This is a genomic window from Streptomyces sp., assembly GCF_036524955.1.
In the GTDB taxonomy this organism is placed as follows: domain Bacteria; phylum Actinomycetota; class Actinomycetes; order Streptomycetales; family Streptomycetaceae; genus Actinacidiphila.
On the sequence record NZ_DATDBG010000196.1, the window covers coordinates 33,501 to 49,350 of the forward strand.

A 15,850-nucleotide genomic window follows, 5' to 3' on the forward strand; every position below is an offset into this window, starting at 1 on the left:
CTGGCGACCGCCGGGTTCCACGAGATGTGGCGGGACCTGGCAGCGATCGGACGGTACCGCGAAACCGGCGGCTACCGCAGATACGCGTGGACCGGTGCCGATGCGGAGTGCCGTGCGTGGTTCCGGGCGCAGGCGGAGGCCCGGGAGCTGGCGTACGAGGTGGACCGAAACGGCAACCAGTGGGCCTGGCTCGGGGATCCCGAGGCGGGAGGCGCCGTGGTCACGGGGTCGCATCTGGACTCCGTGCCCGACGGCGGGGCTTTCGACGGGCCGCTGGGGGTCGTGTCGTCGTTCGCCGCGCTGGACGAGCTGCGGCGCCGGGGCGCCGTCCCCGGTAAGCCGCTGGCGGTGGCGAACTTCGGCGACGAGGAGGGCGCCCGCTTCGGCCTGGCCTGCGTGGGTTCCCGGTTGACGGCGGGCCAGCTCGACCCCGGGCGGGCGCGGGAGCTGCGCGACGGCGACGGGGTGACCCTCGCCCGGGCGATGGAGGCGGCGGGGCACGACCCGGAGCGGATCGGGGCGGACACCGAGCGGCTGTCGCGGATCGGCGCGTTCGTCGAACTGCACGTCGAACAGGGCCGGGCACTGGACCTCCTGGGGCACCCCGTCGGCGTGGCCTCCGCCATCTGGCCGCACGGCAGATGGCGCTTCGACTTCCGGGGCGAGGCCAACCACGCGGGCACCACCGGTCTGGAGGACCGGCGCGACCCGATGCTGACCTACGCCAACACCGTACTGGCCGCGCGGAAGAAGGCGCGGCTGGCCGGGGCGCTGGCCACCTTCGGCAAGGTCGCGGTGGAGCCCGGCGCTGTCAACGCGATCGCCTCCCTGGTACGGGGCTGGCTCGACTCGCGCGCCCCGGACGAGGACACACTCACGGCGCTGGTGGACGCGATCGAGCAGGCCGCACGTGAACGCGGAGTCCGCGACGGCGTCGAGGTGAGCGTGGCACGCGAGTCGTTCACCCCGGTGGTGGAGTTCGCGCACGAGCTGCGCGACCGGATCGCCGCCCTGGTCACCGCGGACGCGCCCGTCCCCGTACTGGCCACCGGCGCGGGACACGACGCGGGAATCCTGGCCGCGGCCGTGCCGACCGCCATGCTGTTCGTACGCAACCCCACCGGCGTCTCGCACTCCCCGGCGGAATCGGCGGCCGAGGACGACTGCCTCGCCGGGGTGACCGCACTCGCCGATGTACTGGAAGGTCTCGCGTGCAGGTGACGTACTGGCTGGAGCACGCCTGGCTCGGCACCCATGTCGAACCGGGCGTCGTCCTGACGGTGACCGACGGCCGTATCACCGGCGTCCGCACCGGCGTGGACACCGCGCCCCCGGACGCGACCGCGTTGCGCGGCCTGACCCTGCCGGGCCTGGCCAACGCGCACAGCCACGCCTTCCACCGGGCGCTGCGCGGGACCGTGCAGGTCGGGAGCGGGACGTTCTGGACCTGGCGCGAGATCATGTACTCCGTCGTGTTCCGCCTCACCCCCGATTCGTACTTCGAGCTGGCCCGGGCCGTGTACGCCGAGATGGCGCTGGCCGGCATCACCTGCGTCGGCGAGTTCCACTACCTGCACCACCAGTTGGACGGCAGCCCGTACGACAACCCCAACGCCATGGGCGAGGCGCTGATCGCCGCCGCGGCCGAGGCCGGCATCCGGATCACGCTGCTGGACACGGTGTATCTGCACGGCGGGCTGGCCCGGGGCGGCTACCGGCCGCTGGAGGGCGCGCAGGCGCGCTTCGGCGACGGGCGGCCCGACCGGTGGTACGCGCGCTGGTCGCAGCTCAAGGGCGGCGAGCACGCCAGGATCGGCGCCGCGCTGCACTCGGTGCGGGCGTTCTCCGACCGCGACGGCTACCGGACCTTCGCCGAGTGGACCCGCGAGGTGCCCACGCACATCCACCTGTCCGAGCAGCCGGCCGAGAACGAGGCGTGCCTGGCGGTGCACAACCGCACCCCGGCCCGGCTGCTCGCGGACTCCGGTTTCTGGGGCCCCCACACCACCGCCGTGCACGCCACCCACCTCACCGGCGAGGACATCGCCCTGCTCGGTGCCGCGGGCAGCACGGTCTGCATGTGCCCCACCACCGAACGGGACCTCGCCGACGGCATCGGCCCCGCACCCCAACTGCGCCGCGCGGGCTGCCCGTTGAGCCTGGGCAGTGACAGCCACGCCGTCATCGACCTGTTCGAGGAGGCGCGGGCGATGGAGCTCAACGAGCGTCTGCGCAGCCGGACCCGCGGCCACTGGACGGCGGCGCAACTGCTGCGCGCCGCCACCGAGGACGGCCACGCCTGCCTCGGCTGGCCGGAGGCGGGCCGTCTGGAGGCGGGCGCGCTCGCCGACTTCACCACGGTCGCGCTGGACTCCGTACGCACCGCGGGACCGCCGCCCCGGCTCGGTGCGGAGAGCGCGGTATTCGCGGCGACCGCAGCGGACGTACGGCACACCGTGGTCGCGGGCCGCCAGATCGTACGCGACGGACGCCACCGACTCGTGGAGGATGTGCCCACCGCGCTGGCCAAGGCGATCGCAGCGGCCCGCGGCTGACCCCGTGAGCCGCGGGCCCCATCCGATCCCCGTGTCCCGCGAGCCCCGCACGACCGGCCGCGAACCCCGCACCGACCCCGTCACCCGCGAGCTCCGCCAACCCACCGCGTCCCGCGCCCACCCCGTACCCCCGGAACCGGAAAGAGACGGCCATGACGGCCAGTACGGTCATCACGAACATCGGCAGCCTGGTCACCAACAACCCCTCCCTGTCCTCCGGTGATCCGCTCGGGCTGATCCAGGACGCGGCCGTCGTCATCGACGGCGACCGCATCGCGTGGGTCGGTGGTTCCAGGAAAGCACCCCCCACTGACAATCGGGTCGACGCCGGGGGCCGGGCCCTCCTGCCGGGGTTCGTGGACTCCCACTCCCACCTGCTGTTCGCCGGTGACCGCACCGCCGAGTTCGCCGCGCGGATGTCCGGCCGTCCCTACTCTGCGGGCGGTATCCGTACCACCGTCGCGGCCACCCGTGCCGCCTCCGACGCCGACCTCTCCGCCAACGTCGCCCGTTACCTGGCGGAGGCGCTGCGGCAGGGCACCACCACCCTGGAGACCAAGTCCGGTTACGGCCTCACCACGCACGACGAGGCCCGCGCCCTGCGCATCGCCGCCCGGCACACCGACGAGGTCACCTACCTCGGCGCCCACATCGTCGCCCCCGAGTTCGCCGACGCCGGCGACCCGGCCGGATACGTGGACCTCGTCACCGGCGAGATGCTGGACGCCTGCGCGCCGTACGCCCGCTGGATCGACGTCTTCTGCGAGCAGGGCGCCTTCGACGGCGACCAGGCCCGCGCGGTCCTCACCGCGGGCGCCGCCCGCGGCCTGATCCCGCGCGTGCACGCCAACCAGCTCACCCACGGTCCCGGTGTCCAGCTGGCCGTCGAACTGGGCGCGGCCTCCGCCGACCACTGCACCCACCTCACCGACCGGGACGTCGAGGCCCTGGCCGGCGCGGAGAACACGGTCGCCACCCTCCTGCCGGGTGCGGAGTTCTCCACCCGAGCCGCCTACCCCGACGCCCGGCGGCTGATCGACGCGGGCGCCGCCGTGGCGCTGTCCACCGACTGCAACCCCGGCTCGTCCTTCACCACCTCGATGCCGTTCTGCGTCGCCGTCGCCGTACGCGAGATGGGCATGACCCCCGACGAGGCCGTGCACGCGGCCACATACGGCGGCGCGCGCGCCCTGCGCCGTACCGACATCGGTACGGTCACGCCGGGCGCGCGCGCCGATCTGCTCCTGCTGGACGCCCCGAGCCACGTCCACCTCGCCTACCGCCCCGGCGTGCCCCTCACGGCGGCGGTGTGGAAGGCGGGCAACCTCCTCGCCGGGAACCTACTCCTCGACCATCAGCCCCCGCCGCAGCCGTGACAGCGTGCGGCTCAGCAGCCGTGACACGTGCATCTGCGAGATGCCGAGCTCTTCCCCGATCTCCGACTGGGTCAGATTCCCGACGAACCGCAGCGAGAGGATCTCGCGGTCGCGTGCCGGCAGCCCGGCGATCAGCGGCTTGAGCGACTCGACGTACTCCACGCCTTCCAGGTCGTGGTCCTCGTAGCCGATCCGGTCGGCGAGTGCGCCTTCCGGGTCGTCCTCGGCGGGCTGTGCGTCGAGGGAGCTGGCGGTGTACGCGTTGCTCGCCGCCATGCCCTCGATGATCTCGTGCTCCGGCAGGTCGAGCCGGTCGGCGAGTTCGCGGACCGTGGGTGCGCGGTCCAGTTTCTGGGCCAGTTCGTCACCGGCCTTGGCGAGGTCGAGCCGCAGCTCCTGCAGCCGCCTGGGTACCCGTACCGACCAACTGGTGTCGCGGAAGAACCGCTTGATCTCTCCGACGATGGTGGGCATGGCGAAGGTCGGGAACTCCACCTCGCGGCTGAGCTCGAACCGGTCGATGGCCTTGATCAGGCCGATGGTGCCGACCTGGATGATGTCCTCCATCGGTTCGCTGCGGGTGCGGAACCGGGAGGCCGCGAACTTCACCAGGGCGAGGTTCAGCTCCACCAGGGTGTTGCGGACGTACGAGTATTCAGCGGTGCCTTCCTCCAGCGTCCCCAGACGGGCGAACAGCGTCTTGGACAGGGCACGCGCGTCGACGGCGCCGATCTCCTCGTACGGGGGGATTTCGGGGAGCCCCTCAAGACCCTCTAGCTGTTCCTGCTCATGTTCCAGGCCGAGCCGGGGTGCCATGTGCTCATCCCTCTCTAGCGGCGGGTGGCTGTGCCTATGCCGTATCTCCACCCCTACCCCGTTTCCGGCCGGCCTCGCAAGTTCGGAGGCGGCACGTTGGTGTGTGACAGGTGCGACTACCGTCCCCCCCGGTGAAACGCGTATGGTCAGGAACGCGTCACAGGGATGCCTAAGGAGGCACATGGAAGGCGAAGTGCTGGGGACCGCCGGCCTGGGCAGGCTGCAGGTCACGGTCGGCCGGCACGGCGACTCCGCCGTGTTCACGCCCTCCGGAGAGCTGGACCACCACACGGCTGACCTGCTGGCGGACCCGCTGGCCGAGGCCGTGGACGCCGGGACCACCCGGCTGGTGATCGACTGCTCGAAGCTGGAGTTCTGCGACTCCACCGGATTGAACGTGCTGCTCGGCGCCCGGCTGCGGGTCGAGGCGCTGGGCGGGCGGGTGCACCTGGCGGCACTGCGGCCGATCGTGGCCCGGGTCTTCGAGATCACCGGGGCGGAAACCGTCTTCACCGTGCACGACACGCTGGACCAGGCGCTTCAGGAGTAGACGACGTTCGTACGGGGGGCCAGTGCGAGTGATCCGTGCGATCCGGACTCCGCGAGCTTTCGTGGTGATCCGGGCGTGTTCCCGGAGATCGACCGGGCAGAAGACTGTCGGACCGCTGTCGGACATCCGTGAGGTGAGGCCACGATGAGCAGTACCCGGCCCTACGCCGCCGACGGCCACGCTCCGGACGCCGGCGACCCGGGCGAGTCCGACGTGAATATCCACACGCCGGAGGCGGTGCGGCGCCTGGCGCTGTCCGGAGAGAGCGGCATCGTGCCGCGGGCCAGGGACTTCACCCGGCAGGCACTGCGGGACTGGGGCTGGCTGCCGGCGTCCACCGCGGACCGCCGGGCGGCGGCCGAGGACGTGCTGCTGGTCGTCTCCGAGCTGGTCACCAACGCCTGCCTGCACGCGGGCGGCCCCCAGGAACTGCGGCTGTGCCGCAGCCACAAGGCGCTGCGCATGGAAGTCGTCGACGGCGGCCCCGGCGACCCGGCCCCCCGCACCCCGCACCGCTCGGGGCGCCCCGGTGGCCACGGCATGTTCATCGTGCAGCGCCTGTGCCTGGACTGGGGAGTGGTCCGGCACGGCGACCGCCCCGGCAAGACCGTGTGGGCGGAGCTGGCTGCGCCGTCCTAGTGCCGCCCGTCGAAGGCGCGCGGCGAAGCGCTCCCTTCCGGGTGCCGCCCCGCGCCCGGCACCCGTTCCCACCCGGTGCACGGACCTCCGCGCACCTCTCCATCGCCGCTGGGCCGTGCGGACTACCATCAGCCCATGACCCGCGTACTTCTCGCCGAGGACGACGCATCCATCTCGGAACCACTGGCGCGCGCACTGCGCCGGGAGGGCTACGAGGTCGAGGTGCGCGAGGACGGACCCAGCGCGCTGGAGACGGCGCTGCTGGGCGCCGTCGACCTGGTGGTGCTCGACCTGGGCCTGCCCGGCATGGACGGCCTCGACGTCTGCCGCCGGATCCGCACCGAGGGCCACACCTTTCCGGTGCTGGTGCTGACCGCCCGCGCCGACGAGGTGGACACCGTGGTCGGCCTCGACGCCGGCGCTGACGACTACGTCACCAAGCCGTTCCGGCTCGCCGAACTTCTCGCGCGGGTCCGCGCCCTGCTGCGCCGCGGCACCACCGAGTCGGCCCAGCCCACCACCCACGGTGTCCGGATCGACGTCGAGTCGCACCGCGCCTGGATGGGCGAGGACGAACTCCAGCTCACCGCGAAGGAGTTCGACCTGCTGCGGGTCCTGGTACGGGATGCGGGACGGGTGGTCACCCGGGAGCAGTTGATGCGCGAGGTGTGGGACACCACCTGGTGGTCGTCGACCAAGACGCTCGACATGCACATCTCCTGGCTGCGCAAGAAACTCGGCGACGACGCCGGCAACCCCCGCTTCATCTCGACCGTCCGCGGTGTCGGCTTCCGGTTCGAGAAGAACTGACCCGCTCTTCCCATGCGCCGCCGCCTGATCTCCTCCACGCTGGCCGTCGTGCTCGTCGTGATCGCGGTCTTCGGCCTCTCCCTGGTGATCGTGGAGACCCGGACCATCGAGGCCAGCGCCAAGGACGGCGTCCAGTCCGAGGCGGTACGGCTGGTCGGCATCGTGGAGAACCGCATCCTGGCCGGGGAGTCGGTTGACGCCAAGGGCCTGGACCGGCAGATCGCGGCCAATCGCTACGCGGTGGTACGGGTCCCCGGCCGCACGGAGGTGCGGCTCGGCGACCGGCCGGCCGGGAAGGTCATCTCCTCCACGCAGCGGGGAGACTACGGCGAGACGGTCACCGTGCAGGAGTCGCGGTCCACGGTCAGTCAGGAGATCGGCCGCACCCTGCTGGTGATCTTCGTCGTGGCGCTGCTCGCGGTGCTGGCCGCGGTCGCCCTGGCGGTACGGCAGGCCCGGCGGCTGGCCAGCCCGCTCAGCGACCTCGCCTCGACCGCGGAACGCCTCGGCTCCGGCGACCCGCGCCCCCGGCACCGCCGCTACGGTGTTCCGGAGCTGGACCGGATCGCCGACGTGCTGGACGCCAGCGCCGAGCGGATCGGCCGGATGCTCACCGCCGAGCGGCGGCTCGCCGCCGACGCCTCCCACCAGCTGCGCACCCCGCTGACCGCCCTGTCGATGCGGCTCGAAGAAATCGTCGCCACCGCCGACGACCACGAGGCGGTCAAGGAGGAGGCCACCATCGCGCTCGGCCAGGTGGAACGCCTCACCGACGTCGTACAGCGACTGCTCACCAACGCGCGCGACCCGCGGACCGGGTCGGCCGTCGACTTCGACCTCGACGAGGTGATCAAGCAGCAGGTGGAGGAGTGGCGGCCGGCGTACCAGAACGAGGGCCGGGTCATGGTGCGGTCCGGAACACGGTCGCTGCGGGCGGTCGGCACGCCGGGCGCGGTGGCGCAGGTGCTCGCCACGCTGATCGAGAACTCGCTGATGCACGGCGCGGGTACCGTCACCCTGCACACCCGGGTGACCGGGAACCAGGCGGTGGTGGAGGTGACGGACGAGGGCCCCGGGGTGCCGCCGGACCTGGGCGCGCGGGTTTTCGAACGTACGGTCAGCGGCCGTAACTCCACCGGGCTCGGCCTCGCGCTCGCCCGGGACCTGGCCGAGGCGGACGGGGGGCGGCTCGAACTGCTCCAGCAGCTGCCACCGGTGTTCGCGCTCTTCCTGGCCCGGGAGATCATGCCTCGGCCTCAGCGCGAAAAGACCATAGGCTGAGCCGGCCGTCCGGCTCCGGCCGACCCCGGGCGCAGCCTCGGCGGCAGGGCTCAGCGTCGGTTCGCGCCCGCGTTCTTCCGCTTCTTCTGGTCGGACCCGGCGCTCGTGCCCGCCTTGGTATCCGCTCTGGTCGCGCCGGTGAGGAAGGACTCCGCCTGCTCCACGGCCTCCCGACCCGGCAGCGCCCGGAACACCCAGGTGCGGTACGACCAGAAGCGGAACAGGGTCGCCACCGCGATACCGGTGAACTTGAAGAAGTTGCTCTGCAACGGGCTGTCCCAGCCGAAGCCGTACGTGGCCGCGTACAGCACACCGTTCTCGATCACCAGGCCGATGGCGCTGAACAGCAGGAAGAGGCTCAGTTCCCTGGCGCGCCCGGCCTTGTCGCGGTCGCGGTAGGTGAAGTACCGGAATCCCAGGTAGTTGAAGGCGATCGACACCAGCGTGGCCACGATGCTGGCCCGTACGGTCTGGAGGTCGGTGCTGTTCCGCAGCAGGTTGAAGACGCCGATGTTCACCACCACGCCCGCGCCGCCGACCGCACCGAACTTGGCGATCTCCCGGTACATCAAGGCCAACCGGGGACGCAGTGTGCGCGGTCCGCTCATGGTGATCGCTCGGCCCTGTCTGTAGGGGGTCGGGTGCCTGGCGGGGTAGGGGTGCCGGAAGCGCGGCACGAGGCACCAGGGGTGATGCGGGTGTATCCGCTCTCATGCTAGCCGGGTGGTAGGAAGACCCGGTGTCGGTAGCCGCCATTCGTGTGGTCGTAGGGCTGGCCCGGCGCCGGATACCCTGGTACAGCCCATCCCCGGGGGCCAGCCCCCGCGCACCACTCGCGTCCCTCCGGCAGGAAAAAACGTGACATTCCCCGTAGTCGGCATGGTCGGCGGCGGCCAGCTCGCCCGTATGACCCATGAAGCGGGCATTCCGCTCGGCATCAGGTTCAAGGTCCTCAGCGACACCCCGCAGGACTCCGCCGCCCAGGTCGTGACCGACGTCACCGTGGGTGACTACCGGGATCTGGAGACGCTCCGCGCCTTCGCCGCGGGGTGTGACGTGATCACCTTCGACCATGAGCACGTGCCGACCGGGCACCTGCGCGCCCTGGAGGCGGACGGGATCGCGGTCCGGCCGGGTCCCGACGCCCTGGTGCACGCCCAGGACAAGGGCGTGATGCGGGCCAGGCTCGCGGAGATCGGGGTGCCGTGTCCGCGCAACCGCCTCGTCTCCGACCCGGCCGACGTGGCGCGGTTCGCCGCCGAGTCGGGGACGCCTCCTCGGCGAGGTTCCGGGGAAGGCTTCCCGGTGGTGCTGAAGACCGTACGCGGCGGCTACGACGGCAAGGGCGTGTGGATCGTCCGCTCCGAGGCGGACGCGGCCGAGCCCTTCCTGGCCGGGGTGCCGGTGCTCGCCGAGGAGAAGGTGGACTTCGTGCGGGAACTCGCCGCGAACGTCGTGCGCTCGCCGCACGGGCAGGCCGTGGCGTACCCCGTGGTGGAGTCCGTGCAGGTGGACGGTGTCTGCGACACCGTGATCGCGCCCGCGCCCGGGCTGCCGGACGCGTTGTCCGCGCAGGCGCAGGCACTCGCCCTGACCATCGCCCGCGAGCTCGGTGTCGTCGGCCACCTCGCGGTCGAACTGTTCGAGATCCGCCAGGCGGACGGCACCCCCGGGGTCCTCGTCAACGAACTGGCGATGCGGCCCCACAACAGCGGCCACTGGACCATGGACGGCGCTGTCACCTCCCAGTTCGCCAACCACCTGCGGGCCGTCCTCGACCTTCCGCTCGGCGACCCGCGCCCGCGCGCCCGCTGGACCGTGATGGCCAACGTGCTCGGCGGTGAGTACCCCGACATGTACCCGGCCTACCTGCACTGCATGGCCCGCGATCCGGGCCTGAAGATCCACATGTACGGCAAGGACGTCAAGCCGGGCCGTAAGGTCGGCCACGTCACCACCTACGGCGACGACCTGCCCGCCGTACGCGAGCGCGCCCGACACGCGGCCGACTACCTGCGAGGAACGATCGATGAGTGACACACCGCCGACCTCCGCGGCTCCCCTGGTCGGCATCGTCATGGGCTCCGACTCCGACTGGCCGGTCATGGAGGCCGCGGCTGCCGCGCTCGACGAGTTCTCCGTCCCGTACGAGGTCGATGTCGTCTCCGCGCACCGCATGCCGCGCGAAATGATTGCGTACGGGGAGGAGGCGGACGGGCGCGGGCTGAAGGTGCTGATCGCCGGCGCGGGCGGCGCCGCCCATCTGCCCGGGATGCTGGCCTCCGTCACGCCGTTGCCGGTCATCGGGGTGCCGGTGCCGCTGAAGTATCTGGATGGCATGGATTCACTCCTTTCGATTGTGCAGATGCCGGCCGGGGTACCGGTGGCGACCGTCTCGGTGGCGGGCGCGCGCAACGCCGGACTGCTGGCCGTACGGATGCTGGCCGCGTACGACACCGAACTTCGGGCGCGCATGCGGGAGTTCCAGCAGTCGCTCAACGAGCAGGCCACGGAGAAGGGGAAGCGGCTGCGGTCGAAGGTGGCAGGGACCACGGGCTTCGGATTCGGAAAGTAGCACCCGGCTGCGATGCCGCCGCGGAGTTATCCACAGGCCTGACCTCTGACGGTGGTCCGGATCGAGTTGTCCACAGGGCCGGGTCGCGGGGTGGGCGGGTCTCAATAGAGTGTTCGGCATGGACCTTCTGAACCGTGCCCGCGACCTGCTCGCCGCCCACCCGGTCGTGGACGGGCACAACGATCTGCCGTGGGCGCTGCGCAAGCAGGTCTCGTACGACCTCGACCGGTTGGACATCACGGCGGACCAGAGCGCCCGCACACACACCGACATCCCGCGGCTGCGGGCCGGCGGCGTCGGTGCGCAGTTCTGGTCGGTGTACGTGTCCACCGAGCTGGCCGGGGGTGCGGCCGTCACCGCGACTCTCGAACAGGTCGACGTCGTCCGCCGGATGACCGAGCGTTACCCCGCCGACCTGGCGCTCGCCGTCACCGCTGACGACATGGAAGCGGCCCGCGAACAGGGCCGTATCGCCTCGCTGATGGGTGCGGAGGGCGGGCATTCCATCGACTGCTCGCTGGCCGCACTGCGGAGCCTGTACGACCTGGGGGTGCGGTACATGACGCTCACCCACAACGACAACACCCCGTGGGCGGACTCGGCGACCGACAAGCCCGCCGCGGACGGCCTCACCACCTTCGGCGAGGAGGTCGTCCGCGAGATGAACCGGCTGGGCATGCTGGTCGATCTCTCACACGTCTCGCCGGACACGATGCGCGCCGCGCTGGCCGTCACCGAGGCCCCCGTGCTGTTCTCCCACTCCTCGGCGCGCGCCGTCTGCGACCACGTGCGCAACATCCCCGACGACGTGCTCGCCGCGCTGCCCGCCAACGGCGGTGTCGCGATGGCCACCTTCGTGCCCAAGTTCATCCTGCCGGCCGCCATCGAGTGGACCCTGGAAGCCGACGCCAACATGCGCGCCCACGGTCTCCACCCGCTCGACACCACCCCGGCCGGCATGACCGTCCAGCGCGCCTTCGAAGCCGCCCACCCCCGCCCCCGCGCCACGGTCTCCACTGTCGCCGACCACCTCGACCACATGCGCGCCGTGGCCGGCATCGACCACATAGGCATCGGCGGCGACTTCGACGGCACCGCCTTCACCCCGGACGGCCTCACCGACGTCTCCGGGTACCCCAACCTCGTCGCCGAACTCCTCCACCGCGGCTGGTCCGCCCCCGACCTCGCCAAACTCACCTGGAGCAACGCGGTCCGGGCGCTGCGCGACGCGGAATCGGCCGCCGTCTCGATCCGCGCCCGCCGCGGCCCCTCGGTGGCGACGATCGCCGCACTGGACGGGCCCGTCACCGAACCGGACGGGTAGACCCGAGGGGCGCGAGCGAGCGGTCAGGCCGCCTCGGGCAGGCGGCCGGGCTGGTTTCCCCATGATGCCGGTGCTGGGGGCCGTGGCCGACGGCACCTGGCCGCGCCCGAAGACTGCGCCTGCGACACGACACCCGCCGCGGGGTCTCCCACGGCCGCGGCCCCGGCCGGCGTGGCCCCTGGTGCACTATGGCGCTGTGCGGCGGCCGGGCGAGGACGCGGACCTACCGGAGAAGCAGGAACGCGGGGTGACCCGACGGGGACGGGAGCTTCACGCCGAGGGCCGTCCCATCGCGCGGTACGTCCACCCCTCCTTGCGCCACAGCGCCGGGTCCAGGGCGTTGCGGCCGTCCAGGATGCTGCGACGGCGCGCCACCTCGGCCAGTGCCGCCGGGTCCAGTTCGCGGAACTCGCGCCACTCGGTGAGGTGGAGTACGGCGTCGGCACCGCGTACGGCGTCCAGGGCGGTGTCCGCGTAGCCGAGGGTGGGGAAGAGACGGCGCGCGTTGTCCATGCCCTTGGGGTCGTAGACGGTGACCTGGCCGCCCTGCAGCTGGATCTGGCCCGCGACATTCAGCGCGGGGGAGTCCCGTACGTCGTCGGAGTCCGGCTTGAACGTGGCGCCGAGCACCGCGATGCGCTGTCCGAGGAAGCCGCCGCCGACCGCGTCGCGGGCCATCTCCACCATGTTGGTGCGGCACCGCATGTTGACCGAATCGACCTCGCGCAGGAAGGTCAGCGCCTGGTCGGCGCCCAGCTCACCGGCCCGAGCCATGAACGCGCGGATGTCCTTGGGCAGGCAGCCGCCGCCGAAGCCGACCCCGGCACGCAGGAACTTGTGACCGATCCGGTCGTCGTAGCCGATCGCCTCCGCGAGTTTGGCGACGTCGCCGCCCGCCGCCTCGCTGACCTCGGCCATGGCGTTGATGAAGGAGATCTTCGTGGCGAGGAAGGCGTTCGCGGCTGTCTTGACGAGTTCGGCGGTCGGATAGTCGGTCACGACGAACGGCGTGCCTGCTGCGACGGGCGTGGCGTAAACCTCCCGCAGCAGTGATTCCGCGTGCTCACCGGTTACGCCGACCACGATCCGGTCCGGGTGCAGGGTGTCCTGCACCGCGAAGCCCTCCCGCAGGAACTCCGGGTTCCAGGCCAGTTCGGCGTCCGCGCCGGCCGGGGCCAGCTCCCGCAGCAGTGTCGCCAGCCGCGCCGCGCTGCCCACCGGCACGGTCGACTTGCCGACCACCAGCGTCGGCCGCCGCAGGTGCGGGGCGAGCAGCGTGAACGCGCTCTCCACATAGCTCATGTCGCAGGCGTACTCCCCGCGCTTCTGCGGGGTATTGACGCACACGAAGTGCACATCGCCGAAGTCGGCCACCTCCTCCCAGGAGGTGGTGAAGCGCAGCCGGCCGCTGGCGCCCGCCATCCCGGCCACGTGGCGCGCGAGCAACGCCTCAAGACCGGGTTCGTACATCGGGACCCGGCCCCGCGAGAGCATCTCGACCTTGCGCGGCTCGATGTCGAGGCCCAGTACCTCGAATCCCAGCTCGGCCATGGCGGCAGCGTGCGTCGCGCCGAGGTAACCAGTGCCGATGACGGTGAGCTTCAGGGGCATGGCGCAGAGCATAGTCGCCAGAGTGCGGACCGGAGCGGGGATGACGGCGGGGTCGGCGATCCGCGATGCGTCCTGGGACCGAGGGGTGGCGGTTCGCTCATGACCGGCGGCATCGGTGGACAGGGCGGCGGGGAGGGAACACGCCCCGCGCGCGGTGAGCGCCCGCAACCGTGCGGGTGTCAGCACAGCGCCCCCGTGAAAGGTGTCACCAACGTCACGTCCCCCGGGTGGTACCAGCGAGTAGGCCTCGTGGCGCGATGAGCCCTACGATCGTGATTACTTAACAGTAGTTAGCATACGGGGAGTGAGTACAGTGGCCGGATCCTCCGACTTCGACCTTTTCCGGACCTCCGAGGAGCACGACATGCTCCGGGACGCGGTCCGTTCCCTCGCCGAGTCGAAGATCGCGCCCTACGCGGCCGAGGTCGACGAGCAGGGCCGCTTCCCCGAGGAGGCGCGCGAGGCGCTGGAGGCCAACGACCTGCACGCCGTCCACGTCCCCGAGGCGTACGACGGCTCCGGAGCCGACGCGCTGTCCACCGTCATCGTCATCGAGGAGGTCGCCCGGGTCTGCGCCTCTTCCTCCCTCATCCCGGCCGTCAACAAGCTCGGCTCGCTGCCCGTACAGCTCTCCGGCTCGGAGGAGCTCAAAGCCACGTACCTCCGCGCGTTGGCCCGCGGGCAGGGCATGTTCTCGTACTGCCTGTCGGAGCCGGAGGCCGGTTCGGACGCGGCCGGCATGAGGACCCGCGCGGTGCGCGACGGCGACGCCTACGTACTCAACGGTGTCAAGCGGTGGATCACCAACGCCGGCGTCTCGGAGTTCTACACGGTGATGGCCGTCACCGACCCCGACGCCCGCTCCAAGGGCATCTCGGCGTTCGTGGTGGAGAAGGACGACCCGGGCGTCTCCTTCGGCGCCCCGGAGAAGAAGCTCGGTATCAAGGGCTCCCCGACCCGGGAGGTCTACTTCGACAACGTCCGCATCCCCGCCGAGCGCATGATCGGCGCGGAGGGAACCGGCTTCGCCACCGCGATGAAGACCCTCGACCACACCCGGGTCACCATCGCCGCCCAGGCCCTCGGCATCGCCCAGGGCGCGCTGGACTACGCCAAGGGATACGTCAAGGAGCGCAAGCAGTTCGGCAAGGCCATCGCGGAGTTCCAGGGCATCCAGTTCATGCTCGCGGACATGGCGATGAAGCTGGAGGCCGCCCGCCAGCTCACCTACGCCGCCGCCGCCAGGTCCGAGCGCAACTACGTCGGCGGCAGGGAGGAAGCTCTGACCTTCTTCGGCGCCGCCGCCAAGTGCTACGCCTCCGACGTCGCCATGGAGATCACCACCGACGCGGTCCAGCTCCTCGGTGGCTACGGCTACACCCGCGACTACCCGGTCGAGCGGATGATGCGCGACGCCAAGATCACCCAGATCTACGAGGGCACCAACCAGGTCCAGCGCGTCGTGATGTCCCGCAACCTGCCGTAGCGGGCACCGGTCCCACCCGACCCCGCCCGCAAGGACCCGCCGACCGACCCCGGCCTGAGTGGCCTTGGCCGGTAGCAGGCGGGGAGGCGGAGGACTGGGAGGGCGTGACATGGCGCTCCTGCTCGACACGGACGCGGTGGCCCGGTGCGACCGGGTGGCGGCGATGCGCGCGGCGATGAGCGCCGGTCCCGACCTGTTCGGCATCGCCCTGGCCACCCTGGAACTCCTCGGCGAGGCCGCCACCCGAACACTCCGCGGACCGGGCCCGGGCCCGGACCGCGGCCTCGTACATGGGCGTCGCCGCCACCGCCTGCCGTTCGCAGGGGCGGCTCGCGCTGCTCGCCCGCACCCTGGGCCCGGGGAACTGGGGCCGGATCTGGACGGGTGAGTGGGACCAGGTCCTGGCCGAGGCACAGGAGGCGGGCCGGCTCGCGGAGAAGACCGGCGAGCACTTCTGGGTGCGGCGAGCTGACCGATGCCTCGGCACAGGGCGCGGGCGGAGGCTGAACGGCGCTGCCAGGCCCGCGCGGCTGAATGACGCCGGGCGGGACCGCGAGCCTGCGTCGCGGTCCCGCCCGGGACGGCGAGCCTCGAAGCAACATACGCGCACCCGCACGGAAGGAAACGGTCATGCCCGCCATCACCACGCAGGACGGTACCCGGATCTTCTACAAGGAGTGGGGTGGCGGACGGCCGGTGGTGTTCTCCCACGGGTGGCCGCTGAATGCCGATGCCTGGGACAGTCAGGCCCACCTGGTCGCCTCGCACGGGTATCGGGCGATCGCGCACGACCGGCGTGGTCACGGCCGGTCGGACCAGACGTGGGA

16 protein-coding genes are annotated in these 15,850 nt (G+C 71.6%); 13 read left to right on the plus strand and 3 right to left on the minus strand.

All coding sequences use genetic code 11. From position 1 onward, the window contains the following. The first annotated feature begins 24 nt into the window (after positions 1-24). From VIW71_RS16230 to hutI, 3 genes are all read left to right on the plus strand, one after another. Positions 25-1,221 (plus strand): allantoate amidohydrolase, encoded by a 1,197-nt coding sequence (locus tag VIW71_RS16230; RefSeq protein ID WP_331623020.1) that lies wholly within the window; start codon positions 25-27, stop codon positions 1,219-1,221. Continuing rightward, positions 1,212-2,555, plus strand: coding sequence for a formimidoylglutamate deiminase (locus VIW71_RS16235; RefSeq protein ID WP_331623005.1), 1,344 nt, complete (start codon positions 1,212-1,214; stop codon positions 2,553-2,555). Before VIW71_RS16230 ends, VIW71_RS16235 begins: the two co-directional genes overlap by 10 nt. Positions 2,556-2,707: 152 nt before the next feature. After that, positions 2,708-3,931: an imidazolonepropionase gene (gene hutI, locus VIW71_RS16240; protein WP_331623006.1), complete on the plus strand. Its 1,224-nt coding sequence runs from the start codon at positions 2,708-2,710 to the stop codon at positions 3,929-3,931. On the opposite strand, the gene VIW71_RS16245 is transcribed toward hutI, so the two are convergent. Continuing rightward, entirely contained in the window at positions 3,896-4,747 is an 852-nt protein-coding gene (locus tag VIW71_RS16245; RefSeq protein ID WP_331623007.1) for an RNA polymerase sigma factor SigF, read from the minus strand. The genes hutI and VIW71_RS16245 overlap by 36 nt on opposite strands. Before the next feature lie 181 nt (positions 4,748-4,928). On the opposite strand from VIW71_RS16245, the gene VIW71_RS16250 reads away from it, so the two are divergent. From VIW71_RS16250 to VIW71_RS16265, 4 genes are all read left to right on the plus strand, one after another. Then, complete coding sequence (locus VIW71_RS16250) at positions 4,929-5,297, plus strand: STAS domain-containing protein (RefSeq protein WP_331623008.1); 369 nt, start codon at positions 4,929-4,931, stop codon at positions 5,295-5,297. Between the two features lie 144 nt (positions 5,298-5,441). Continuing rightward, a complete protein-coding gene (locus VIW71_RS16255; RefSeq protein ID WP_331623009.1) occupies positions 5,442-5,936 on the plus strand; it encodes an ATP-binding protein in 495 nt (164 codons plus the stop codon). 135 nt (positions 5,937-6,071) lie between these two features. Next, positions 6,072-6,746: a response regulator transcription factor gene (locus tag VIW71_RS16260; protein ID WP_331623010.1), complete on the plus strand. Its 675-nt coding sequence runs from the start codon at positions 6,072-6,074 to the stop codon at positions 6,744-6,746. A gap of 12 nt (positions 6,747-6,758) precedes the next feature. Continuing rightward, the gene (locus VIW71_RS16265; RefSeq protein WP_331623011.1) at positions 6,759-8,027 is read left to right on the plus strand and encodes an ATP-binding protein; all 1,269 of its coding nucleotides are present in this window, start codon (positions 6,759-6,761) and stop codon (positions 8,025-8,027) included. Between the two features lie 50 nt (positions 8,028-8,077). On the opposite strand, the gene VIW71_RS16270 is transcribed toward VIW71_RS16265, so the two are convergent. After that, positions 8,078-8,635: a GtrA family protein gene (locus VIW71_RS16270; protein WP_331623012.1), complete on the minus strand. Its 558-nt coding sequence runs from the start codon at positions 8,633-8,635 to the stop codon at positions 8,078-8,080. A 271-nt stretch (positions 8,636-8,906) separates the two neighbouring features. Here VIW71_RS16270 and VIW71_RS16275 point away from each other — a divergent pair, with 271 nt between their 5' ends. The 3 genes from VIW71_RS16275 (at position 8,907) to VIW71_RS16285 (ending at position 11,926) form a co-directional block, all read left to right on the plus strand. Further along, a complete protein-coding gene (locus tag VIW71_RS16275; protein WP_414720755.1) occupies positions 8,907-10,064 on the plus strand; it encodes a 5-(carboxyamino)imidazole ribonucleotide synthase in 1,158 nt (385 codons plus the stop codon). Beyond that, positions 10,057-10,602, plus strand: coding sequence for a 5-(carboxyamino)imidazole ribonucleotide mutase (purE, locus tag VIW71_RS16280; protein WP_331623014.1), 546 nt, complete (start codon positions 10,057-10,059; stop codon positions 10,600-10,602). Before VIW71_RS16275 ends, purE begins: the two co-directional genes overlap by 8 nt. A 118-nt stretch (positions 10,603-10,720) precedes the next feature. Next, a complete protein-coding gene (locus tag VIW71_RS16285) occupies positions 10,721-11,926 on the plus strand; it encodes a dipeptidase (RefSeq protein WP_331623015.1) in 1,206 nt (401 codons plus the stop codon). Positions 11,927-12,196: 270 nt separating this feature from the next. On the opposite strand, the gene VIW71_RS16290 is transcribed toward VIW71_RS16285, so the two are convergent. Next, complete coding sequence (locus tag VIW71_RS16290; protein WP_331623016.1) at positions 12,197-13,537, minus strand: UDP-glucose dehydrogenase family protein; 1,341 nt, start codon at positions 13,535-13,537, stop codon at positions 12,197-12,199. A gap of 313 nt (positions 13,538-13,850) precedes the next feature. On the opposite strand from VIW71_RS16290, the gene VIW71_RS16295 reads away from it, so the two are divergent. The 3 genes from VIW71_RS16295 to VIW71_RS16305 form a co-directional block, all read left to right on the plus strand. Next, positions 13,851-15,023: an acyl-CoA dehydrogenase family protein gene (locus tag VIW71_RS16295; protein WP_331623021.1), complete on the plus strand. Its 1,173-nt coding sequence runs from the start codon at positions 13,851-13,853 to the stop codon at positions 15,021-15,023. Positions 15,024-15,132: 109 nt separating this feature from the next. After that, complete coding sequence (locus VIW71_RS16300; RefSeq protein WP_331623017.1) at positions 15,133-15,411, plus strand: hypothetical protein; 279 nt, start codon at positions 15,133-15,135, stop codon at positions 15,409-15,411. Between the two features lie 242 nt (positions 15,412-15,653). Further along, positions 15,654-15,850, plus strand: a 197-nt coding sequence (locus VIW71_RS16305; RefSeq protein WP_331623018.1) for an alpha/beta fold hydrolase, incomplete at its 3' end; no start/stop codon positions are given.

Coding starts and splice junctions, on each gene's coding strand:
- hutI (WP_331623006.1), top strand. CDS start 2,708: ATGACGGCCAGTACGGTCATCACGAACATCGGCAGCCTGGTCACCAAC.
- VIW71_RS16265 (WP_331623011.1), top strand. CDS start 6,759: ATGCGCCGCCGCCTGATCTCCTCCACGCTGGCCGTCGTGCTCGTCGTG.
- purE (WP_331623014.1), top strand. CDS start 10,057: ATGAGTGACACACCGCCGACCTCCGCGGCTCCCCTGGTCGGCATCGTC.
- VIW71_RS16300 (WP_331623017.1), top strand. CDS start 15,133: ATGGCGCTCCTGCTCGACACGGACGCGGTGGCCCGGTGCGACCGGGTG.
- VIW71_RS16285 (WP_331623015.1), top strand. CDS start 10,721: ATGGACCTTCTGAACCGTGCCCGCGACCTGCTCGCCGCCCACCCGGTC.
- VIW71_RS16250 (WP_331623008.1), top strand. CDS start 4,929: ATGGAAGGCGAAGTGCTGGGGACCGCCGGCCTGGGCAGGCTGCAGGTC.
- VIW71_RS16245 (WP_331623007.1), bottom strand. CDS start 4,747: ATGGCACCCCGGCTCGGCCTGGAACATGAGCAGGAACAGCTAGAGGGT.
- VIW71_RS16270 (WP_331623012.1), bottom strand. CDS start 8,635: ATGAGCGGACCGCGCACACTGCGTCCCCGGTTGGCCTTGATGTACCGG.
- VIW71_RS16260 (WP_331623010.1), top strand. CDS start 6,072: ATGACCCGCGTACTTCTCGCCGAGGACGACGCATCCATCTCGGAACCA.
- VIW71_RS16275 (WP_414720755.1), top strand. CDS start 8,907: ATGGTCGGCGGCGGCCAGCTCGCCCGTATGACCCATGAAGCGGGCATT.
- VIW71_RS16290 (WP_331623016.1), bottom strand. CDS start 13,537: ATGCCCCTGAAGCTCACCGTCATCGGCACTGGTTACCTCGGCGCGACG.
- VIW71_RS16255 (WP_331623009.1), top strand. CDS start 5,442: ATGAGCAGTACCCGGCCCTACGCCGCCGACGGCCACGCTCCGGACGCC.
- VIW71_RS16230 (WP_331623020.1), top strand. CDS start 25: ATGTGGCGGGACCTGGCAGCGATCGGACGGTACCGCGAAACCGGCGGC.